This is a genomic window from Orientia tsutsugamushi, assembly GCF_900327275.1.
GTDB lineage: Bacteria > Pseudomonadota > Alphaproteobacteria > Rickettsiales > Rickettsiaceae > Orientia > Orientia tsutsugamushi.
The window spans coordinates 363,439-385,719 of the sequence record NZ_LS398548.1; the positions used below are offsets into that span (position 1 = coordinate 363,439).

General features: G+C 29.7%; 17 protein-coding genes and 10 pseudogenes. 16 read left to right on the forward strand and 11 right to left on the reverse strand.

Translation table 11 applies throughout. The features are described from left to right. Positions 1-624: 624 nt before the first annotated feature. From DK405_RS01935 to DK405_RS15325, 6 genes and pseudogenes are all read left to right on the forward strand, one after another. A complete protein-coding gene (locus tag DK405_RS01935; protein WP_045912776.1) occupies positions 625-2,442 on the forward strand; it encodes a ribonucleoside-diphosphate reductase subunit alpha in 1,818 nt (605 codons plus the stop codon). Positions 2,443-2,464: 22 nt separating this feature from the next. Continuing rightward, complete coding sequence (locus DK405_RS01940; RefSeq protein ID WP_045912777.1) at positions 2,465-3,466, forward strand: ribonucleotide-diphosphate reductase subunit beta; 1,002 nt, start codon at positions 2,465-2,467, stop codon at positions 3,464-3,466. Positions 3,467-3,956: 490 nt separating this feature from the next. After that, entirely contained in the window at positions 3,957-4,532 is a 576-nt protein-coding gene (locus DK405_RS01950; protein ID WP_081420661.1) for a hypothetical protein, read from the forward strand. Positions 4,533-4,883: 351 nt separating this feature from the next. After that, positions 4,884-5,132 (forward strand): Arm DNA-binding domain-containing protein, encoded by a 249-nt coding sequence (locus tag DK405_RS01955; RefSeq protein WP_045912992.1) that lies wholly within the window; start codon positions 4,884-4,886, stop codon positions 5,130-5,132. A 131-nt stretch (positions 5,133-5,263) separates the two neighbouring features. Continuing rightward, positions 5,264-6,433, forward strand: a pseudogene (locus DK405_RS13275) (ABC transporter transmembrane domain-containing protein); the annotation flags it as partial. Then, positions 6,434-6,802: pseudogene (locus DK405_RS15325) on the forward strand (DnaB-like helicase C-terminal domain-containing protein); the annotation flags it as partial. Between the two features lie 16 nt (positions 6,803-6,818). Here DK405_RS15325 and DK405_RS01970 read toward each other — a convergent pair. Beyond that, positions 6,819-7,946, reverse strand: coding sequence for an ankyrin repeat domain-containing protein (locus DK405_RS01970; protein WP_331828133.1), 1,128 nt, complete (start codon positions 7,944-7,946; stop codon positions 6,819-6,821). A 244-nt stretch (positions 7,947-8,190) separates the two neighbouring features. On the opposite strand from DK405_RS01970, the pseudogene DK405_RS15630 reads away from it, so the two are divergent. From DK405_RS15630 to DK405_RS02005, 7 genes and pseudogenes are all read left to right on the forward strand, one after another. Continuing rightward, positions 8,191-8,295, forward strand: a pseudogene (locus DK405_RS15630) (IS5/IS1182 family transposase); the annotation flags it as partial. Between the two features lie 88 nt (positions 8,296-8,383). Next, a pseudogene (locus DK405_RS01975) lies at positions 8,384-9,139 on the forward strand (TraU family protein); the annotation flags it as partial. A 49-nt stretch (positions 9,140-9,188) separates the two neighbouring features. Next, positions 9,189-9,612: pseudogene (trbC, locus tag DK405_RS01980) on the forward strand (type-F conjugative transfer system pilin assembly protein TrbC). A gap of 163 nt (positions 9,613-9,775) precedes the next feature. After that, the gene (locus tag DK405_RS01990) at positions 9,776-10,342 is read left to right on the forward strand and encodes a sensor histidine kinase (RefSeq protein ID WP_231967590.1); all 567 of its coding nucleotides are present in this window, start codon (positions 9,776-9,778) and stop codon (positions 10,340-10,342) included. Positions 10,343-10,358: 16 nt separating this feature from the next. Continuing rightward, positions 10,359-10,721 (forward strand): hypothetical protein, encoded by a 363-nt coding sequence (locus tag DK405_RS01995; RefSeq protein WP_064613126.1) that lies wholly within the window; start codon positions 10,359-10,361, stop codon positions 10,719-10,721. Between the two features lie 106 nt (positions 10,722-10,827). After that, the gene (locus DK405_RS02000) at positions 10,828-11,040 is read left to right on the forward strand and encodes a hypothetical protein (RefSeq protein WP_231967591.1); all 213 of its coding nucleotides are present in this window, start codon (positions 10,828-10,830) and stop codon (positions 11,038-11,040) included. Positions 11,041-11,433: 393 nt separating this feature from the next. Next, entirely contained in the window at positions 11,434-12,396 is a 963-nt protein-coding gene (locus DK405_RS02005; RefSeq protein WP_109510569.1) for an Rpn family recombination-promoting nuclease/putative transposase, read from the forward strand. A gap of 67 nt (positions 12,397-12,463) precedes the next feature. On the opposite strand, the pseudogene DK405_RS15635 reads toward DK405_RS02005, so the two are convergent. From DK405_RS15635 to DK405_RS02035, 7 genes and pseudogenes are all read right to left on the reverse strand, one after another. Beyond that, a pseudogene (locus DK405_RS15635) lies at positions 12,464-12,610 on the reverse strand (conjugal transfer protein TraD); the annotation flags it as partial. After that, a pseudogene (locus DK405_RS02015) lies at positions 12,568-12,989 on the reverse strand (PD-(D/E)XK nuclease family transposase); the annotation flags it as partial. The pseudogenes DK405_RS02015 and DK405_RS15635, both read right to left, overlap by 43 nt. Positions 12,990-13,017: 28 nt before the next feature. After that, a complete protein-coding gene (locus tag DK405_RS13650) occupies positions 13,018-13,629 on the reverse strand; it encodes a hypothetical protein (protein WP_045912652.1) in 612 nt (203 codons plus the stop codon). A 38-nt stretch (positions 13,630-13,667) separates the two neighbouring features. Beyond that, on the reverse strand, positions 13,668-13,988 hold the full coding sequence (locus DK405_RS13655; protein WP_045912651.1) for a hypothetical protein: 321 nt from the start codon (positions 13,986-13,988) through the stop codon (positions 13,668-13,670). 868 nt (positions 13,989-14,856) lie between these two features. Further along, positions 14,857-15,030, reverse strand: coding sequence for a transposase (locus DK405_RS02025; RefSeq protein ID WP_080946468.1), 174 nt, complete (start codon positions 15,028-15,030; stop codon positions 14,857-14,859). Positions 15,031-15,185: 155 nt separating this feature from the next. After that, positions 15,186-15,484, reverse strand: a pseudogene (locus DK405_RS15640) (transposase); the annotation flags it as partial. A 259-nt stretch (positions 15,485-15,743) separates the two neighbouring features. Then, complete coding sequence (locus DK405_RS02035; protein WP_052691711.1) at positions 15,744-16,841, reverse strand: N-acetylmuramoyl-L-alanine amidase; 1,098 nt, start codon at positions 16,839-16,841, stop codon at positions 15,744-15,746. A 674-nt stretch (positions 16,842-17,515) separates the two neighbouring features. Here DK405_RS02035 and DK405_RS02040 point away from each other — a divergent pair. Beyond that, complete coding sequence (locus DK405_RS02040; RefSeq protein WP_045912650.1) at positions 17,516-19,273, forward strand: hypothetical protein; 1,758 nt, start codon at positions 17,516-17,518, stop codon at positions 19,271-19,273. A gap of 507 nt (positions 19,274-19,780) precedes the next feature. Here the strand turns inward: DK405_RS02040 and DK405_RS15330 are convergent. Continuing rightward, entirely contained in the window at positions 19,781-19,999 is a 219-nt protein-coding gene (locus tag DK405_RS15330; RefSeq protein WP_045912649.1) for a hypothetical protein, read from the reverse strand. A 6-nt stretch (positions 20,000-20,005) separates the two neighbouring features. Between DK405_RS15330 and DK405_RS02050 the strand changes: the two are divergent. Beyond that, a pseudogene (locus tag DK405_RS02050) lies at positions 20,006-20,754 on the forward strand (IS5 family transposase). Here DK405_RS02050 and DK405_RS02055 read toward each other — a convergent pair. Beyond that, positions 20,714-20,935, reverse strand: a complete 222-nt coding sequence (locus tag DK405_RS02055) for a hypothetical protein (RefSeq protein WP_045912647.1) — start codon at positions 20,933-20,935, stop codon at positions 20,714-20,716. The pseudogene DK405_RS02050 and the gene DK405_RS02055 sit on opposite strands and share 41 nt — an antisense overlap. Continuing rightward, positions 20,932-21,486, reverse strand: a pseudogene (locus tag DK405_RS02060) (TraE/TraK family type IV conjugative transfer system protein). Before DK405_RS02060 ends, DK405_RS02055 begins: the two are co-directional and overlap by 4 nt. Positions 21,487-21,997: 511 nt before the next feature. Here DK405_RS02060 and DK405_RS13665 point away from each other — a divergent pair. Continuing rightward, positions 21,998-22,144 (forward strand): hypothetical protein, encoded by a 147-nt coding sequence (locus DK405_RS13665; RefSeq protein WP_231967592.1) that lies wholly within the window; start codon positions 21,998-22,000, stop codon positions 22,142-22,144. Positions 22,145-22,281 lie beyond the last annotated feature (137 nt).

Below are 22,281 nucleotides of genomic sequence, written 5' to 3' on the forward strand. Positions count from 1 at the left end.
TTTAGAAGTTTTATGCAAGGTACATTACGTAACTTAACATTGTCTTTAATTATTGTCCTATTTTCAACTTCAATAAAACCTGCATCCTGCCTTAGAAGACAGATTTTTGCCTATAGATCATGTTATTACATATCATTTATGGTGTTTTAAAGCATAATTCTCCTTTTAATCCTAATGTTTTAATCAATCAGAAATAATAATTTTATAAAAACTTACATCTTTTTTATAAAATTATTATTTCTTTTCTTGATTTTTAACACTATATCTAGTGTCTCTTATACAACAAAAAATATCGTTTATAAGAAGCGCTTTATAGTTTTAATTTACTAGGTTAGTAGCTAGTAACGCAATCTTTGATTTAAAAATTGCATTAAATCTTAAGCTTTTTAGATTGAATAGATTAAATAATAACTTATTATGTTAATAAAATGGTTTAATGATGTTAAGCAAAAATAAAATAGAGCTATCCAGCAGTAAAAACAAACCTAGCAACCAGTACTTTCATGCAAAGAACAAGGTGAAAAGCTATTGTTGCTAAACAATTAAAAGTTACATTTGATAGAAGCAATAATACATATAATATGTATATTTTTATAAATTTATAAAATTTTAAGTTATTTTGATATGACAAGCTCACCAAAATTTAATATAAAAATCAATAATGAACGGAATAAGTTACTATCTACTTCTAGTCAGGCTACTCTAGCAGATAGATATCTACTTAAAGGTGAAACATTCCAAGATTTATGCGTAAGGATAGCAAGTTATTACGCTGATAATAAATCCCACGCTCAAAGATTGTACGACTATATGAGCCAACATTGGTTTTTACCAGCCACTCCTATATTAAGCAATGGAGGTACTAATAGGGGATTGGCAATATCTTGTTTTGTAAATGAAGTAGAAGATAGCCTTCATGGAATAGTTAATACATGGATTGAAAATGTTTGGTTAGCATCACGTGGTGGTGGTATTGGAAGCTACTGGGGTAATGTTCGATCTATTAATGAAAAAATTGGCGAAAACGGATATAGTTCTGGAATTATCCCATTTATCAAAGTTCAAGATACTATGACTCTTGCTATTTCACAAGGATCTTTAAGACGCGGCAGTGCTGCAGTTTATCTGCCAGTTTCTCATCCAGAAATAGAAGAGTTTATTGATATCAGAAGACACACAGGTGGAGATTCTAATCGTAAGTCATTAAATATTCACCACGGGATAGTAATCTCTGATCAATTTATGCATGCTGTTGAAAAAAATGAGTCATGGAATTTAATTAGCCCTTATGATAATAGAATCATTAATACAGTTAAAGCTAGAGATTTATGGGTTAAACTTTTAACAACTAGAATTGAAACTGGAGAGCCTTATATTCTATTCATTGATACAGTCAATAAATCTTTACCTGAGCATCATCAAAAATTAGGATTAAAGGTAAAAACATCTAATTTATGTAGTGAAATAACTCTACCGACTGGCCGTGATTATACAAATAACATTAGGACAGCAGTATGCTGCCTATCATCATTAAACCTAGAATATTTTGAACTATGGCAAAGTAATGAACATTTTATACCAGACATTATAAGATTTTTAGACAATGTACTTGAGGATTTTATTAATAAGGCTCCAAATACAATGTCTAATGCTAAATATTCTGCTATGCATGAACGTAGTATAGGGCTTGGAGTAATGGGATTTCATTCACTGTTACAAGCTAATAATATACCCATCGCTTCTGTAATGGCTAAAGTCTGGAATAAAAAAATATTTGAGCATATAAAATTACAGACAGATAACATGTCTGTAGTTCTAGCTAAGGAGCGTGGAGCATGTATTGATGCTCAAAAATGCAATATACAGGAAAGATTTAGCTATAAAACAGCAATAGCTCCTACAGCTTCAATCTCAATAATAGCTAATAATGCTTCACCAGGCATTGAACCGTATGCTGCTAACAGTTTTACTCAGAAAACTTTAACTGGATCATTTTCCATTAAAAATAAGAATTTGGAAAAATTACTTGAGTCTAAAGGACTAAATAATGATCAAGTTTGGTCTTCAATCGCAACTCATGAAGGCTCAGTGCAACATTTAACTTTTTTATCTGATCATGAAAAAGAAGTATATAAAACTGCTTATGAAATTGATCAGCGTTGGTTGATAGAATTAGCAGCTGAGCGTGCGAAATTTATTTCACAATCTCAATCACTCAATATATTTCTACCAGGTAATTGCAGTAAACAATTATTACATGATATACATTTTGACGCCTGGAAAAAAAACATAAAAAGTTTATATTATTGTAGATCTACTTCTATTCAACGAGCAGAAAAGGTTTCACATGTAGTTACAATTGACAAATTAGCAAAATTAACAGATAAAGAACAACAGCTAGCAACAAGTAATAACGACGATGAATGCTTAGCATGCCAGTAATTATAATTTAGGAAAGAGAACAATGTCACTACTTAATGCACGACCAATTTACAAGCCATTTTCATACCCTTGGGCATATAAAGCATGGCACACTCAGCAAAAAATTCACTGGCTACCAGAAGAAGTTCCATTAGCTGATGATATCAAAGATTGGAAATATAACTTAACTCCAGGAGAAAAGCATCTACTGACACAAATCTTTCGATTTTTTACTCAAGCAGACATAGAGGTGAACAATTGTTATATGAAGCACTATGCTAGAGTTTTTCAACCAACTGAAGTACAAATGATGCTATCTGCTTTTTCAAATATGGAAACTATTCATATAGCTGCATATTCACATCTGTTAGATACTATTGGCATGCCTGAAACGGAATATCAGGCATTTATGAAATATAAAGCAATGAAGGATAAATATGATTACATGCAACGGTTTAATGTTGACAATAAAGAAGAAATTGCTACGACTTTAGCAGTTTTTGGAGCTTTCACAGAGGGGGTTCAACTATTTGCTTCATTTGCTATTTTACTAAATTTTCCAAGATATAACAAAATGAAAGGAATGGGCCAAATTATTACATGGTCAGTTAGAGATGAAACATTACACACTAATTCTATTATTACGTTATTTAAAACCTTCATTCAAGAATATCCTGAAGTTTGGACAGAACAGTTAAAAAGTAGAATTTATGAGGCATGCTGTACCATTATTCATTTTGAAGATGCGTTTATTGATTTAGCTTTTGAAGTTGGTGGAGTTGAGGGGTTAGAGGCTAGAGATGTCAAAAAATATATTCGTTATATAGCTGACAGACGGTTATTACAACTTGGGTTAAAAGAAAATTATCTAATTGAACAAAACCCTTTAACATGGCTTGATCAAATCCTAAATGGAGTAGAACATACCAATTTCTTTGAAAATAGAGTTACTGAATATACCAGAAGCGCTACTACTGGATCATGGGATGAAGTATTTGCTAAGATAGATAATAATAATAATAATAATAATCAGCCTACAGTATAAGTACTATTATAGTTAACATTCAATGTTATTAGCACATTAATTGAACAAAACCCTTTAACATGGCTTGATCAAATCCTAAATGGAGTAGAACATACCAATTTCTTTGAAAATAGAGTTACTGAATATACCAGAAGCGCTACTACTGGATCATGGGATGAAGTATTTGCTAAGATAGATAATAATAATAATAATAATAATCAGCCTACAGTATAAGTACTATTATAGTTAACATTCAATGTTATTAGCACATTATTTGTTTTTATATAGCTGTACACTATATTCAGTCTTTGGAAACGTAATATGTAATAACATGATCTATAGGCAAAATTGGACTTCTAAGGCAGATAGTATAAGTATGAAGATTTATATAGGTTTGGTATAAAAATTTTTTTCAACCTATTTTCAACCTTTTGAACAAAAATTTGATGGTAATTTGTAAAAAAATTATTTTCTAAAATACCTACTATAGCTGTATTTTTGGAGATGAAAAATGCGCCCTGTAGTATTCGATTTTTTAACCAATGGTTGTAATTTTGTTAAAAAAAATAGTAACAATAATGACACAATATTTTATAACTTTATTGGAAATATCATTCCACCAGAATGGAGAAAGCTAACTGGAGATAATGGAAAAGCATTAAGCAAAACATCTAAACAGCTTTTATCATTTATAGTATTTAGACTACATATCTATTACAACAAAGATATAGATGAATTACAGGAAAGTTATCAGCTTTATGAAGATAAGCTTAATGTTGGTCAAAGAAGAGTTAGGCAATGCTTAGTAGAATTAAGAGATGCAGGTTTTATTGAAATTGAAAATAGGACAATCATTAAATACAATCTTAAGTTACGTAATGTCCCTTGCATAAAAATTCTGAAAAATTTTCAGCACTATAGTGAAAAAGGAAAAGAAGAAAATATAGCCTTACCAGAAAAAAAATTTCGTCCCAACCTGAAAGAAATTTCAGGTCAACCTGAAACTTTTTTCATGGACATATATAGATATATAAAAAAATCTAAAATATCTAAAAGTTCTATGGCTAACACTTTTTACAAAAAGTGAGTTAATAGATAACAGCAAAAAACAATGTTTTATTATCTGTCTATTAATGTTTAATCTATCGTTAATTTAACAGTAGTTGAATTTATATTTTTTGTCAATGCAAGTATACATATTTTAAAAAAATCAGAACATATACAGCACAAATACACCCTAAATGAGTATTAATTCGCGATTTTTTAACTAAGACTTAAAATTGCAATGCTGCTATAATCTATAGTTGAAGCAAAGATTTTAAAAATCATTTAATTTTTTTATTGAATTATTACGAAAAAACTTGCTTTTTCAAAAAAAGCATACAATAGATTGTTTTTCTAATCTTAAATATTAATAGTTGAATAAAGGTGATTTATTATGGTAGTGATATTATATTTTACACAAATAGCTATAAGTAAAATAAAGCCCCCAAAAGAAAAAAGAGATGTATACAGAGATAGTAAAGACAAAGGTTTATTTCTAGAAGTATTGTATGGCGGAACTAAAACACTTTATTTAGGGATAACAATTAAAGGAGTATATAGAAAAATTAAGTTAGGAAATTTTCCAAATATATCTGTTAATTATGCTAGAAAAAACGCTGATTTTAAAGGGACAAATTGCTAAAGGAATAGATCCTTTAATAATTCTATAATCTTGATAGATGATGTTTAGTAAAACTATGTTTAAATAATTATTATCATGGAACTCTTAAAATTTATCCTTAAAACAGTACTTACAAAGTATTGCTTCTGGGAATGATGTCTTGCATGCTTGTAATTGCGTTTGATAGCAATTTTAGACCATATGTCATTAAACTCTTAATTGATGGCGCTCATAATTTTAGTATAAAAACATATATAATTTGGGCAACTGTTTATTTATCATCACAAATGATATCTGTTATTTCTGCAGCAGCATTTGATTGGCTTGGTACACTTTATCATACAAGTTATCGCGAAAGAATTGCTCATAGATATTTAGAGCAATTAAGCAAATATGAATACAATTTTTTCCAAGAAACATTAGCTGGAACACTGACTGCAAAGGTAACAGATGCATTTAATTCAATACCAATGGTTGTTTTTATAACCATGAACATGTTTTTACAATTTGTTTTTTTAATTATAATTGCTTCAATAATTTTCATAAAAACAAGTTATCTTTTGGGTATCATAATGTTAGTTTGGATTGCAGCTTTTATGACTTTAACTCGTAGGCATATTAAAAATTCTACTGATTATAACAAAGAGTATGCTCAGTGTAGGCCTAAAATTTTTGGTTTTTTAACTGATTACTTTACTAATATTTTAAATGTTTGGTTTTTCTCAGAAGTAAAAAATGAGAAAAATAGACTTAGAGTCATTACTCAGGATTTCATTGAAAAAAGTCTTAAGTTTGGCATATTTTTACGTCAATATTATTTTTCTTATGGAACATTAGTTACCTGTTATGTTGCATTAATTTTTGTAATTTTAGGATATTTGTCTCTACAAAATGAAATTACTCCAGGGGATTTTGCTGTAATTTTCATGATAAACTATAAAATTGCTGAAAAATTATCAGAAATTTCTTATAAATTAATTGAATTCACTCAGCAGCTTGCAATTGCTACAAATGCAATAACTTTACTTAATAAACAACCTAAAAATGATAGTAAAACGAACTTTATTTATAAAGAAGGAACAATTGTTTTTAGTGGGATAGATTTTGCGTACATTGGTACAAAGGAAAAAATTCTTGAGAACTTTAATTTAACAATTGCAGCAAAACAAAAAGTTGGTTTAGTTGGGGTGTCAGGTTCAGGTAAAAGTACAATTATTAACCTAATCACTAGATTGGAAGAACCAAATTCTTCATCAGTTTTAATTGATAATCAAAATATTGCTAATGTTTCAATGGAATCACTCAGAAAACATATTAGCATTGTTTCTCAATCTGCAATTAGATCTCGAGCTTGTAGACTTAAACGTACTCATAATTTAGCAATATTATTTATTGATTATTTATAGCTAATAAAAATTGATTCCATAGGAAGTCAGTATAATCGAGTACAGGAGATTTCTGAAATTACTCAGAGCTTAAAAGCTCTTGCAAAAGAACTTAATAATATTCCAGTAATTGCATTATCTCAATTGTCTAGAGCTGTAGAACAAAGGTCAGATAAAAATCCTATTCTCTCAGATCTACGAGAATCAAGCTCAATTGAACAAAATGCAGATATTGTAATGCTTATATATAGAGAAGAGTATTATTTATCTAGATCAGAACTGCATCCAGATTCTATTGTTGCAGAGGGCTGTAACACTTGCGCTACTCTCCCTCATATATAGCATATGCTCCTCCAACTCCAACTTCAGCTTCAACTTCAGCACCAGCTTTACCAGCTTCTGCTACATCAGTGTGTTGAAGTTTTGTTAAATCATTATTACTTAAATTCTCTAATATCATAACTCTTACTTCTGGTGACAAGTGAAGCCAAGATTTCTGAATTTCTTGAGAATCATTCTGATTGGATTCAAATATCTCATCTATTGATTCAGCTGCTCCTTGTAGCAGCTTGGCTCTTGCTTTCCCTTCTTCAATAGATTTTTCAATAAAGGAATAGTATATTGGAAATTTACATTGATGCTCTGCAATATAAGGATTATTAGCACATCTTGCTAGTATATTTATATTTCTTTTCTGAATAAATACTTCAAAAAAAGATAAATTACTTACAATCTTGAAGCTTTTCATTTCCTGTATTTCTTGTAAGCATTTCTGTTTTATCTCAGTAAGTGCTAGAGATTCATCTATACAGGCTTTATTTTTTATAAAACCTTCTGAACTAATATGTATATTATAAGATTCTAGCTTAACAGTATAAGCAACCAAGGATTTTATTATTGCTTCATTTTGATGATGAGCTGATACCGATGCAGTAAGAGGAGTATCACCAAAGTAATCGAGTGAATTTATATCAGCTCCACAAGCTAACAAATAATCTACATTCTTTTCATGGCCTTGTTCAGAAGCAATATGTAAAGCAGTAGTGTTTAAACCACCACTTAGATTTATATCAGCTCCATAAGCTAATAGAGTATCTGTTATTTTAGTATCGCGTACTGAGGCATAATGTAAAGCAGCAAGACGGTGATAGTTTTTATAATGTACATCAGCTCCATGAGATAACAAAAGCTTTACAAGCTCTACGTGTTCTGCTATCACAGAACAAATTAAAGGAGTATTTCCAGAACAATTTATTGAATTTATATTAGCGCCATGAGATAACAGAAGCTTTACAATCCCTATGTATCCGTTTGCAACAGCATAATATAAAAGAGTATTAAGGTAAGTATCTGTTACATTAACGTCGATATTTTTTTCTTCTAAAAGCAGACGTTCTACCTTTTCTAGGTCGCCATCCTTAACAGCTCTATATAAAGCAATATGAGGTATTGTTAACTTCTCCTAAATTAAATGTTATACAGTAAATGAGCAAAAATAGACCCATTATTCATAGATTGTTACTTTAAAATATATATTACATCTTAGAATATTATTATTCATTAAATGGACAATAATTGCAACTTAAAATTGATTTATGTGATAATATAGGTTAAATTACTATATCTCTGTACTTTGCAAACAGTTCAATGCATGATACTAATGCTTCCAGTAGAATAATAGACCTCTTTCGAAAGCTGATAAATATCAAAATAGACGTAAAAGATTAGGTCTTAGATTTAATTTGATCTCTGGCATTTATAATTTTGAACTACGTCAACCAGTTTTGAAAGAGGTTTAATATAGCAAAACCACTATAAAACAGTTATACTAGATGCTTTCTGAATCAAAAAAAGTATCTAGTATAACTGTTTTATAGTAGCTTAGCTGTATGTCTTTGTCCTAAGGCATGGATTCCAATACCTGTACCTGGTATTCCTGTTGGATTTTGGTAGCCAGTACGACTTGTAGACGTTACAAAATCACCAATGTGTATGGTAAGTCTTGGGGGTTTGTCATTTGGAAGCGCTACTCAAAAAGGCATGAAAGATGAGGCTGAAGGAAGTGCTTTTTATCACATTCATTGGTATGTCTATCCCGTGATTTATTGGTTAGAGATTTTGCTTGATTTTATTTGTCTGGAAATGGCTGCAGTAGATATAGCATATTTAACAGAGTTTGATTCATTATGGAGTGATGACGCTAAATCTGCGATTTTAAATTCGGAAACACCGTTGTTTCAAAATGTAGCTGCTTATCAAGCATGTATAGCTGATTGCATGAGTTGTAGCGCTGGTTTATTAGCAAGTGATTATGCTTTTTGGTGTGCCGAATGTCAAGGAATGCTTTACCCTTTTACTGGAACAGCTGCAGCGCATAATGGTGGAGTTGGAACATCTGTATTAATGGTAAGTAAATTTATGGCTAGAATGCATAGGCAACTGATGTTATGGGGATATTATGGTTATAAAGGCCTATGTGGTAAGTATCCTATGCCTATCATGAAGAAAAGCCAGTATCGACTACAAATGATTTATCCGATTCCAGAAACCAAATCCTGCAAGAGCATAGGTCAAACAGAAGCTACATGGCAAGCTGGCAGAGAATTTCCAGTTAATGGTGAAGATTTTGGTTACTTGATTTGACGAAAAAGAGATTGTTGTTTGCTTTGATTTATAAAGCTTGGAGAGGAATATGGTTATACGAGTAATGATGTTGATGGTTTTATTATTTGTTAATAATGCTAATGCTTTTTTTTTGGATCAGCAAAAAACTTTTATTTTTGTCTCATTTTCAATGAGTGATGAGGCTTTAAAAAGCTATTTTGCTGAATCTCAAAAGGCTGGAGCTCAATTAGTTATGCGTGGGTTAATTAATAACTCATTTACACAAACAAAGAATAAAACTATGGAGCTTGGTATTAGCTTCGATATAGATCCTAGCTTGTTTAAACAATATAAAATTGATGTTGTACCAGTGATAGTAATAGATGATGAAAAAAAGAGGATTAACCAAGAAATTAACTGACCATATTCCTTTAGCAATAGCATTAGAAATTATGAAGAAGAAAAAGAGAAACAAACAAATCTGTGTAGTCGGCTTGAAGCAGGCAAATTAGCAAGAATAAATTGTATAGATTCGATTCAATATATTAGGCATATAGTAAATGCTTGTACCGTTAGCAGGTTGAATATAGAGGCAAAGGTACGAGACAAGGGGTTAGATTCAGATTCTGAAATAACAAAGGCACTAACAGATACATCATAATGTTAGTTGATAATTTGATAGATCATCTGAATGATATAATTTTTTTGTTTAGAAAAACCATAGAATCAACGAATGTAGAACTAGCAAAATTTAGCCTACGAAAAATGCTAAATGGTACTATTGCAGCAATCAGAGTAATTGATCAAGATGAAAAGATAGAGCTAAGGGAAAAAGGAAATGACATATACGATATTATTACTGGAGATAGGTTTCGAATAAGAGCTGTACTAAGCCAGTTAGCTGAAAGTGCTATTATGCATAGTACAAATAGCAAAGTTAGAGTTAGCATTGATTTTTTGCCTCCTAAAAATGAACAATCGAATTCAAAAGATAGAATATTGCAATTTGTAGTGCATAGCGTAGGAGATGGCATTTCAAAAAACAAATTACAAGAGATGAACTCTGAATTAAAAAAACCACACTTAATTAAGCATCAAGCATTAGATTCAGGGTTAGAATTTATCAAACATCTTACATATGAAATGAAAGGAAGCATTAAGATAGACAGTAAAGAAGGGCATTATACAAAGTTTTTAGTCAGCATTCCGATACAAACTAGTAATTTAAATTCGCAACATTAGTCAAATGGAGAATATTATGAAAAATAAAAAAAAGAATATCAATACAACAAAAGACATTTCTCAAGATGTCTGGACAATCCATATACCACCTATTCCAGCCAAGTTAGTATCTACAGCTAAGGAAAGAAATATTTATCTTTGTACCGAAAATATGAATGAAGATAAATATATTGGAATGAAAATAAAGCTACAACAAGCGGAAGATTATCTAGAGGAAGCTGAGTCAATGAAGCAATATTGTATAGATTTGATTCAAAAAATTAAATATACGTTTGATCTTACTACTGCTAAAATCCAAGATCTAGCAGATGATCTACTATGCTGGCAAAATGATTTCAAAGAAAAGGAATATAAAACTACTAGCGTAGAGAATACTTAATTATGCTGCTAACCTACAAGACTACTGTAACAGGATAGTTTACTCACTTAGAGGCCAAATTGAGCTTCAAAATGTACATTCAAAAAAATTTAGCATACAAAAACTATTGAAGGATACAATTAGTTCGCTGAAAGAAATGGCTGAAGATAGAGAAATATCGCTCAGTTACAATGTTCAGGACAATATAAATGATATTGTTATTGGAGATAGTTGTCTATTGCAAACTATACTTAGTCAATTAATAAGTGTGGCTATTAGAGTTAATAAAAGCTGTCAGGTTGATGTTATAGTTAGGTTATTTAATAGGTGGTTAATGTAGTGAATTGCATAAATTAAAATGTAATAACATTGTCTATAGGTAAAGCTGCAAAGACATATCAAATATAAAGAAAAAAGGTTAATTTTCGCTAATTTCTGCACTTTATAGAATCTGCTATTAACTTCTGTTAGCTTTTGTTAATATTTATAATTAATCTTCAACTTTAGCTATAAATATATTTTCAATATTTGTCAATATTACAAAAAAATTAAAGCAAAAGGTTGAAAATAGGTTGAAAAAAATTTTTATGCCAAACCTATATAAATCTTCATACTGATACTATCTGCCTTAGAAGACTAATTTTACTATAGAACATCTTATAATTAATAAGATAATGTTCATGTAAGTTATTTTGTTGTATAATTTAAAAAGAATAGAAAATATGAAAAATATATGCATTTATCAAGATTTCTAGATCCAAAGAATGATGTAGCATTTAAAAAGATATTTGGATCAGAAAAAAACAAGGACATACTAATACATTTTCTGAACGATATATTGTTGTTTGAAGGAAATAGAAAAATAATAGAAGTAGAGTTTTTAGGAACGATATTAGATGCAGACATAGCGTCCAAGAAAGAATCAATAGTAGATGTTTTGTGTAAAGATAAAAACGGTGCGCAATATATAATAGAAATGCAAGTAGATCCTACACAAGGATTTGAAAAAAGAGCACAGTATTATGCAGCAAAGGCATATGGCAGGCAACCAAATAGAGGAAAGGAAGGAAAATACTCAGACCTAAAGGAAGTTATATTTATAGCTATAGCAGATTATAAATTGTTTCCAAACAAAGAAGACTATATATCAAGGCATGTAATATTGGATAAAAAGACATATGAGCATGATCTAAAGGACTTTTCATTTACCTTTATAGAATTACCAAAATTTAAAAAAAATAGAGTGGAAGAGTTAAATGATATAACAGAGAAGTGGTGCTATTTTTTTAAACATGCAAAAGAAACAACATTAGATGGATATAATAAAATAATAGGTGAAGATTTAATAATAAAAAGAGCGTATGAGGCATTAGATCAGTTTAATTGGAGTGAAGACGAACTAATAACCTATGAACAAGAGTTAAAGCGTATATGGGATAATAAAGCAGTAGAAGATTATAAACTCGAACGCGCTAAAGCTGAAGGCATAAAGCTCGGTGAGGCTAAAGGTAAAGCTGAAGGTAAAGCTGAAGGTAAAGCTGAAGGTAAAGCTGAAGGCATAAAGCTCGGTGAAGCTAAAGCAAAAAAAGATTTGGCAATAAAATTATTGAAATCTGAATTATCAGTTGAGACAATTGCTGAATATACGGATTTATCAATACAAGAAGTATTAAATTTAAAAAATAGTGTAAAATAATAAGAAATATACAACATAAAATCTTACTTTTGATGTGTTGTATGCTACTTCTATTAGATGCTTTATATCACACTACAAGTTCTATACTATACTGAACACTGAGAAGGCCATTCTTTAAGGCCTCAATGTCCTTAACATGGCCGCACCATTCTTGACGAAAACTATTCCATTTTAAGCCATGAAGGCGAATGTGGCGCTTAGTGTCTTCATTCGGTTATTTTTTAAATTTAATACTTCTTGTATTGATAAATCCGTATATTCAGCAATTGTCTCAACTTTAGCGCGTTCGAGTTTATAATCTTCTACTGCTTTATTATCACACATACGCTTTAACTCTTGTTCATAGGTTATTAGTTCATCTTCGCTCCAATTAAACTGATCTAATGCCTCTCATACGCTCTTTTTATTATTAAATCTTCACCTATTATTTTATTATATCCATCTAATGTTGTTTCTTTTGCATGTTTAAAAAAATAGCACCACTTCTCTGTTATATCATTTAACTCTTCCACTCTATTTTTTTTAAATTTTGGTAATTCTATAAAGGTAAATGAAAAGTCCTTTAGATCATGCTCATATGTCTTTTTATCCAATTCATCAAAATAAGCATACAAATACCAATCAGAAAGCTCTGACTTCAATAATTACTAACTTATTAGGTAGGTTTTTAAAGTACTTTTTATAACCATTTGGATTGATTTGCTTGCACAATAATGGAATAAGGCTATCATGTACAGATGTAAAATTTTCAACGTATGATTTATATTTTTGTAAATCAATTCCAAATTTTATTAATACCTTTGCAACTAATACATGAATATCATGGTAAACCATATATCCATAATGTCCAATAGATTGACCGCTTTGCAACCTATCAAATTCAGTACAAATCATATCAAATTGCATATATTCCTTATAGAATTTTTTTTGAAAGAGCATCTCTGCTAAATTATTAGCACACTTTGAGTTTTCATCTATTAGATTCAAATGTTTTTCTAGTAAAAATTTTACATTTATTACTTCAGTACTAGTTAAGTTACCGCTAGACATTCTGATAGTACCTGCTATAAGGCTTTCTACTATCTCATTTTGATTAAGTTGAAAGTTTTTAATAAACCATTCTGCGGACTGTACTAAATTTCTCTGTATAATTTTTGTTAGTATAGTAGTGTAATCATAGCCTTCATTATTACAATGTACTGGAAATTTAGCTTTAGTGCTGTTAAGTAGCAAATTAGTATATTCATCTGAATAAAGTTTAGCATTTTCATTCAGAGAAAGATATTTTTTTGATATACGTAATGCAGTATTATCGTACTCCTCAGTAGATTAGTACGTTCAGTAGCATAAATCCACATTGTAGCAGGCATACCATGCTTATCTTTAGCACTGATATCAGCTCCAAGAATCAATAAGTCTTCTACGATGTCCTCTCTTAGATACTTAAATGCTCTTATGAGCAGTGTATCATTGTTTGCTTGAGATCTGGTATCAACTAATTCAGAATGCAAGGCTGTTAATTCTAGAAGAGCTGCCTTATTACCTGCTTGCACATATCCAAAAGCTTCTCTTCGTATTTTATCTGATATCATATATTTAATAACACTTAATCTATGTTTAAAGTTTTATATTAAACGTATAACTGTAAAAAATGCTAAAATCAATAGACCTCTTTCGAAACTGGTTGACGTAGTTCAAAATTATAAATGCTAGAGATCAAATTAAATCTAAGACCTAATCTTTATCTTTTACGTCTTATTTTGATATTTATCAGCAATAATTTTGAACTACGTCAACCAGTTTCGAAAGAGGTCTAATTAAGAAAGTTGTAAAATATGATAAGGTAAAAGGAAAAGTGAACAAATAGCTAACTTAATAAATTCAAGTTGGCTATAATAATCAGAGTTCGATATAAAAAGTATGCTAAACTATATGAATAGAAAGTATTGCAACCTAGATTTTGCAATATTCCATATATCGAGCTCAGGTTAACTATAATTAAATTTAAATGTATTAACTTATTGTATAATTAGTAATGAAACCGTATGCTTGCATGATAGAAACAAGAAGTGCCCTGCTAAGAGCAATGGTGCTGCACTCAATATCTAAATACATTCTGTCTTTAACTAAGTTTGTAGTTAAGCCAACTCCTAACGCAACCCAAGTATCTCTAGAGCATATTAGAGATGATATTAAACCTCTAGTAATAAAAATCTATGCTTTCCATCAAGTATATTATAATAGTATAGTAATGTCCTTGTATAGAGTTTGCCCAAGCAACATAATCACGTAGTAATCCTAGCATTAGTTCCATTCTATGTGGCGCACTGATGTAACCTAATCCTATCCCGATACATAATCTCCAATACCTGTAACACCTGTTGAAAATTTTAGATAAAATGGAAAAGTATTAAACTCAATACTGGATTTAGAATTTTCAGAGTTTATATAATTATATAGTCATTTGCAATGAGGTTTGAGATAGAAAAAAGAGATAATAGATTCATAAGATTTAGCAAATTGAGTAATTTGATTTCTAATCCACATCTTCATATTAGCCCAAAACTTTTCTATCAGATTTAAATCTGGAGAATAAGGTAGCCAAAAAATAACTTTATAACCAACAGATTCTATTAATTTTTATTGCTTCTTTCTATCTCAAACCTCATTGTAAATGATTATATACCTATCTGCTAAATATATCGATGGTAAAAAAATAATACAATAGATGCTAGCATTACAAGAGAATGACACGGTTGTAAAAGTAATTTCAAAACATCATATTAACTTCTCTTTTCAATTATAAGATGTAGCTTACAGTCTAAGGACATGCCATAACTGCTCTTGCCAATTTTAGAAAATCTGTTAAAAACTCTATTGCTGGAAATGCGTTTGTTAGGACAAATTGCTAACTTTGTAGAATCAATGTAATATACCTGTTTCTTCTCCTTTCAGAGAAGGCATTAATACAGCTAGTGTAGCAACACATTGTAGGCCACAGTTGTATTATTCTACTATAACTTGGTAAACAAAAGTATCTTTTATACTTATAACTCAAGTAATATAGATAATAATTTTTAAAATCCTTCTTGTCTTTAGTTTTATTGAAGCTGTATTTAGCGTATTAAAAAACATCTACATTTAGAGCATGCTAGTACCGCTTTTCTATGGATTTCTTGGTTCATACAACTACTTCTCTTGTAAGTGATTCTATCTCCAAACTTAATTTCAATCTTATCTCATCTTCATTAGCGTATTCTGGTATCGTAATACTTATTTTACTTATGTTTTATATTATTTCTTATATTCAAACTCGTGTTTATTTAAGAATTTTATTAAGCATAATATTATTGATTTATCTGACTTTGATATTTCGCAGTCAACGCCCAAATCCAATATTTATCAGTAGATGTAATTTGAGTATTATCACAAAGTTCAGGATGTTGATTAGCTGAAAAATGGGCCTTAAAAGCTAATATTAGTGGAGCACAAAGTGCAACAGTTTGCTTTGGATTATCTGTTTTATTTAAATCAACGTTGTCTGGAATGTGATATCCATATTCTTGTAGCAATTTTAAAAAAGTAATATCATCTATTTTATCTGGATCAGAGATCTTAGGATTATATTTTTCTTTAATATATTGAGAGTTTAGTTCTGCATCAGTTAACCATGCTCCAACATTATACTCATGATATAATTGTCCCCATGGGAATAAAGGCCCAGGATCACTCTTTCGATTATATGCGATATCTGAGTGACCTAAAACATGAATAGGCTTTATGTTATATCGCCTTATTATTCCAGAACTAACTATACCTGAAGTTTCTATTTGATGTTTATCATAGCAAAACCACTCCTTTTTTGCATTTACTGTATTAAATCCTCTGTTAACATGCTCAATTCCTATTGACATGCTATTCAAGTTTGTATCGTTTTGCCAGGCACTAACTCCTGCATGATAAGCAATTTTGTTTTCTGGAACAAAAGATATTAAAATTCCTGCTGGTATTTTTCCTTCCTCTTCTTCAGTAATTACTATATGAGAGCTAACTTGACCTAATAAAGGTTTGTTAACAGTAAACTCTTGCGCGGTACTTGCAAAATTGCCTACTGTGTAATGCATAATTAGGTACTTTATAGGAGTATCTTGCTTTCGTTGAGTATAATGGTTGCGGTTATCTTCATTTTCAGGAAATTCATCTATTGCATACCCTGTAATTCCATAATCAGAAAATTGAGAAACATAAATACCAGTATTTTTATCTGAATGAAACGCATGTTTAAAAATATTTACTTGTTCTATAGGAGTATGCTGTATTTTATGATGCTGGCTTGATATTGTAGTCTGTAATTGACTTTTCTGATGAACATTGGACTTATTAACTACTAACGCATTATCAACAATAACATGTTGTAATAGTTGCAATAGTGGCAAATAAAGCATGTTTTATTTAATAATTGTTGAACAGGTATAATAAGCTGAGTATAGCATTGTTAACTATAAGCTTGCAATCAGTATAGCACTTGTTTAAAGTTGAAAGTTTATATTATTGCAATAATGTTATACCGTTATAAAAATAATTAAAGTTACGATGTAAGAAGTTAAAAACATAATATGAAGGCATATGCATGGTATTAACAAGAGATTATATCTTGAGTGCATATTGCCTTATATGCACTATAGTTCTAGCTATTGTCGTATAGACGTTAATGCTTGCATCTACTACTCGTTCACTTGCTATTTCTTCTTTCAAACATATCACAGTTATAGTAATTTAGGTTGAATTAGATATCTATAGCTTAAATTATTAAGGTTACGTAAAGTAGCTAACTTATTTAACGACTTTTTTAATGCTATCTTTTTATTTCACAAAGTGTAACCACCTTAACAATTTAAGCTATATGATTTCCTATAGTTACTTCTTCTAAACTATATATGCTTTTATTAGGCATATTTCTAGTAGAAATCACATATATCTCAACCTACAAATTACTATAATATTAAACTTGTGTTATCTCATTCTACTAATTTACTAGAATTGACTATTTTTCGTATGTATTATACAAATAAATATCAACTAAAAATTTATTGTACTTAAATTAACAAAGGAGCTATGTATGAGATGTAGCTTTGACCAATACATTGGTAACCGCCATGAAATAAAAAAAAACTTAGAAAAAAATCCAGCACTTAGGCCTTTTTTTAGTGAAATTTTAAAAAAAAATTGTTATCCAGAAAGCGATTTTGACAATCTATTTCGTCAGATAAATTTAGATACCTTAGGTAGCTTAATACAACAAGTTAGAATAAAATCTTATAGTATTTCTAACATATTACGTTACTTCACTTTAGATATTTTACAGGAAATATTACAAGTATTACTTTTAAATTTTAAGACACTAAAAAGATTAAATAAAGACTTAGGAATCGAATTTTCTAATATCTCAAGTATGTTATCTAAGACAAAAAGAGATGCATTATATGTCCTACAAGAAACATTAAAAGTATTAGAATTAGAGTCAAATCTAGCTATATTAAACAGCTTGAACAGCTTAGGAATTACATTCTCTAGTATCTCAAGCATGTTAACTCAGACAAGTCATAATACACCCCATGCTTTACAAGAAACATTAAAAGTGTTAGGGGCAGAGTCAAATCTAGCTACATTAAAAAAATTAAAAGACTTAGATATAAAATTTCCTAATATATCAAGTATGCTATCTGGAGCAAAAAGTGCTATACCATATGCTTTACAAGAAACATTAAAAGTATTAGAGTTGGAGTCAAATTTAGCTATATTAAATAGCTTAAAAGGCTTGGGAATAATATTTTCTAGTATTTCTAATATACTATGTAGAACTGGAAGAAACGCTCCACATGCTTTGCAAGAAACATTAAAGGTATTAGGATTAGAGTCAAATTTAACAATATTAAAAAAATTAAAAGACTTAGATATAACATTTTCTAATATATCAGGTATATTGTCTAGTTCAGGATGTCAAGGACCATATGATTTACAAAAGATATTAAAAGTATTAGGACTAGAGTCAAATTTAACAACATTAAAAAAATTAAAAGACTTAGATATAATATTTTCTAATATTTCAAGTATGTTATACAGGGTAGGAAGTAACGCTCCACATACTTTGCAAAAAACATTAAAAGTATTGGGTGGAGAGTCAAATTTAGCTACATTAAAAAAGTTAAAAGACTTAGGAATAAAATTATCTAATATCTTCTATACATTATCTTGTGCAGGTACTAGTGCACCTGATGCTTTGGAAAAAAACTTAAAAGTATTAGAGGTATCTATATTAGAAAAATTAACAACCTGGAAAATATACGATTCCTATATATCTTATATATTCAATCATGAATTGCCAAGGGCTGGAGTTAGGATGCCAGATGCTTTTGAAAAATTTGTAAACAGAAAGATAAACTTATATTGTAATAGTCAAAAAATATATGTTAATAATAACCATGATAATGGAATGAATGAAACATTACATATATTAACAAATACTTTATGCAATCAAGCTCAACTAATAGATAAATCTCAAAAAAATAATTCTGAAGAGTTGCTAAGCCAAACTACTAACAAAAAAGTTATGCAAGTAGAGACAACCGTAACATTATTGGATCATAATTATAGTTGCAATACCACTGATCCTATATTAATGCATAGCCCATTATATCATCAGAATGTAATGTTAGTGGATGCTACAACAGATATTCAAGAAACGGATGATGACCTGAATATATTAGAAGATCGCGATGTAAATTATATATTACAACGTCATGATGACATAAATCAGCTGTTAGAAAAACTACCAGGAAATAATATTGAAGATCTACTAAGTCAAACTCATAATTAATGTAAAGCTATAGTAACAAATTTTGAAAGAGATTTTGCTGATGCCTCAAACATAACTCTACCAGATTTATGATACTTTTAGAATAAGACCAATACTATAAACCCAAGATTAACATAAGAAAAAATATGAAGTGTAGTGAATAAAAGGTGTATAAAGAAAAAATGTTGAGTTATAAAGAAAAATTTAAATAAAAAGTAAAATAACTCAACATGAAAAAATGTACTACAACAGATACTATTTAATAGACAATTATAGCCTAGAATTGCTACATTAGCTGTATTAATACATTATCTAAAAGGAGATGAGAGTGGTATAATATCTATTCTTCATTGATTTGTTTCTCTGTGAAACAGTTTTAGGTCGCTCAAATGGTGTAACTTGTAATTCTTGAATCTCGTATCCATATACATTTTGTACATTTGTAATATCTTTGATTTATCACATTCTGTTAGTGTAATATTCTTAAGTAATTTAACAAAAAAACTAGTTCGAACTGCTGGTCCAAAACTACAAGTAGTTTAATTCATTTGCTAAGCCTTTTGCCATATAGTTTAGCACTGCCATCTTATTTGCAAAATGACGGTTTGGATATTTATTTGATAATTTCAGCAGTAATTGATTTATGAAGTATATGTTGAAGCTTTTACTAGCTATTGAATGCAGTATAATTGCATCTTCTTGTGTTAGTGGATAATATAACTCTGCTAATCTTTTTCTTTTGAGCAAGCATTCATTAGACTTCTAGAGGATGAAAAATTTCGTCGATTAACAGGAGTAAGGAAGGGAACATTCTCAAAGATGGCGGATATTTTGAGGAAAGCTGATGGTCTTAGAATAACACCTTAGAGAATACCGTACTTATTTCCATATATGCAAGAACTATGAGATTAGTGAAAGTTCAGCATATGAAGCTGTAAAATGGGTAGAAGACACCCTAGTTAAACACCCAAACTTTGCTCTTTCAGGTCGTAAAGCTCTAATGAAGAGTGATATGAATTATGAAGTAGTCTTGATTGATGATACTGAGAGTTCTATAGAAAGACCTAAAAAAACAAAAATTCTATTATTCAGGAAAGAAGAAAAGGCATACACTAAAAACTCAAATAGTGGTAGACAAGCAAACCAACCAAGTAATATGTACAGATTTTTCTAACTGTCAAAAGCATGATTTTAGATTATTTAAGGAATCCAAAATCCTTATCCATCCTAAGGTTAAAGCGATTACTGATACAGGATATCAAGGTATACAAAAAATTCACAATAATTCTGAATTATCAAAGAAAAAAAGCAAGAAAAATCCTTTAACTAAAAATGATAAAAAGAATAATCGTAGGTTGGCAGGAGAAAGAGTTGTCAATGAAAACGTTATTGGTATGCTAAAACGCTTCAAAATTATTGCTGACAAATATCGAAATAGACGTAAACGATTCGGTCTTAGATTTAATTTAATCTCTGGCATTTATAATTTTGAACTACCTTAACCAGTTTCGAAAGATGTCTATTAATTTTTTCATCTTTAAGATTAATTCTTGTTGGCCAACTATCAGAAATCTCAAGCTTTAGCAAATTATCAGCTTCTAACTCATATTCTACTGCATATATATTATTAACGTCGACTAAAGCAATAAGCCCTATCATAAATCTCAAAACTCTAATACTCATTTTTTTATCTCATTCTCTTTAACATCAGTCAATAACAAAAGGTAATTAGGACTTCGCCTGTAAGTCAAAAGGTAAGTCTTATTGACAGCTATATGTTTACTATCGCTAAACTAATAACGAAGCGTTCCACTAATTAATATTCCATCCTTTATCACTTCAACCTTCTTTGGAAAAAAGACTGAAGATACATTTGAGCCTTTAACAAATTGCAAATGATCATGAAAAAATTTATTTAAAGATTCAGTATCACTAGATACTACTTTCATGTCTGCTATTTGTATTTCTACATCATTTGGAGAAGTAGTAAACAAGCCTTTCATCACAAAAATTGCCCATTCCTTTAAATAGGGTTCATGGTAATTTTTTGATGAAACCGTCATTTTGCGATCAGGTTCTATTGCTGGAATTAATAACCACTTTTCTTCTTTGGTAATTGTAGCCATTATCGCAATTATATTAGCTGCAGCTAGCAATGTAGTTACTGAAAGTAAGCATTTATTATATTTAACCAGCTCTTGTATAGCATTTTGCTTAAAGAAAAGAAGAGACAAAAGAGAGAAGAAGCTTGAATTACAGAATGAACTAACATTCAAACAACTGCATGAAAAATATATTAATGAATAAGTAGTATTCAACATCAAAAAAGTTGGAAGGAAAGCGCTGTAAAAAAGTAAAGAAGTATACAGAGTCTTTATATTCACAGTGGCTCATAGTAATAATAATATTAGGAATGAGATGGAAAGAAATAAGCTTTAGTAAAAAAATATGTGGTATACTAAAAAAACTAAGAGTAAAAATAGCAAACAGCTATATGTATGGTTAGCTGATAAATTAATAGAAATACTGAAAAACAGAAAACTATGCTCAAATAGTGAATGGATATTGCCAAAAGTCCAAAAAACAATAGTAAACACATATCATATTCAACAATACACCAAGCATGGGATAAAATTAGGAAAAAAGCTGGAATACCGAATGTAACAATACATGATCTTAGAAGAACGTTTGCCACTTGAATGGTAAATAATTGGCAGAAAAACTAAATATAATAGCTAAAATGTTATGGCAACTAGTGTTACAACAACTGAAATTTATGCTATAACTAGTTCAGCTAAGGCAAAAGTAGCTATAAATAAAGTTATAGAAAATATGCTAATGATATGTGGTTCCAATGTTTGTGTAAACGAGATACTATCTAAAATCTTATAATCATTTATATCAAAAAGATAGTTATATTTTAAATAGGATACTGTCATCAGCAAATAGATGAAAATTAAGTATGAAGAGTGAGTATTATAATATGGATATCGAATAAATGTAAAAAAATGATAACAAGAATCAAATAT

Coding starts and splice junctions, on each gene's coding strand:
- DK405_RS01935 (WP_045912776.1), top strand. CDS start 625: ATGACAAGCTCACCAAAATTTAATATAAAAATCAATAATGAACGGAAT.
- DK405_RS01940 (WP_045912777.1), top strand. CDS start 2,465: ATGTCACTACTTAATGCACGACCAATTTACAAGCCATTTTCATACCCT.
- DK405_RS01950 (WP_081420661.1), top strand. CDS start 3,957: ATGCGCCCTGTAGTATTCGATTTTTTAACCAATGGTTGTAATTTTGTT.
- DK405_RS01955 (WP_045912992.1), top strand. CDS start 4,884: ATGGTAGTGATATTATATTTTACACAAATAGCTATAAGTAAAATAAAG.
- DK405_RS01995 (WP_064613126.1), top strand. CDS start 10,359: ATGAAAAATAAAAAAAAGAATATCAATACAACAAAAGACATTTCTCAA.
- DK405_RS02005 (WP_109510569.1), top strand. CDS start 11,434: ATGCATTTATCAAGATTTCTAGATCCAAAGAATGATGTAGCATTTAAA.
- DK405_RS13655 (WP_045912651.1), bottom strand. CDS start 13,988: ATGATATCAGATAAAATACGAAGAGAAGCTTTTGGATATGTGCAAGCA.
- DK405_RS02035 (WP_052691711.1), bottom strand. CDS start 16,841: ATGCTTTATTTGCCACTATTGCAACTATTACAACATGTTATTGTTGAT.
- DK405_RS02040 (WP_045912650.1), top strand. CDS start 17,516: ATGAGATGTAGCTTTGACCAATACATTGGTAACCGCCATGAAATAAAA.
- DK405_RS02055 (WP_045912647.1), bottom strand. CDS start 20,935: ATGAGTATTAGAGTTTTGAGATTTATGATAGGGCTTATTGCTTTAGTC.
- DK405_RS13665 (WP_231967592.1), top strand. CDS start 21,998: ATGGCAACTAGTGTTACAACAACTGAAATTTATGCTATAACTAGTTCA.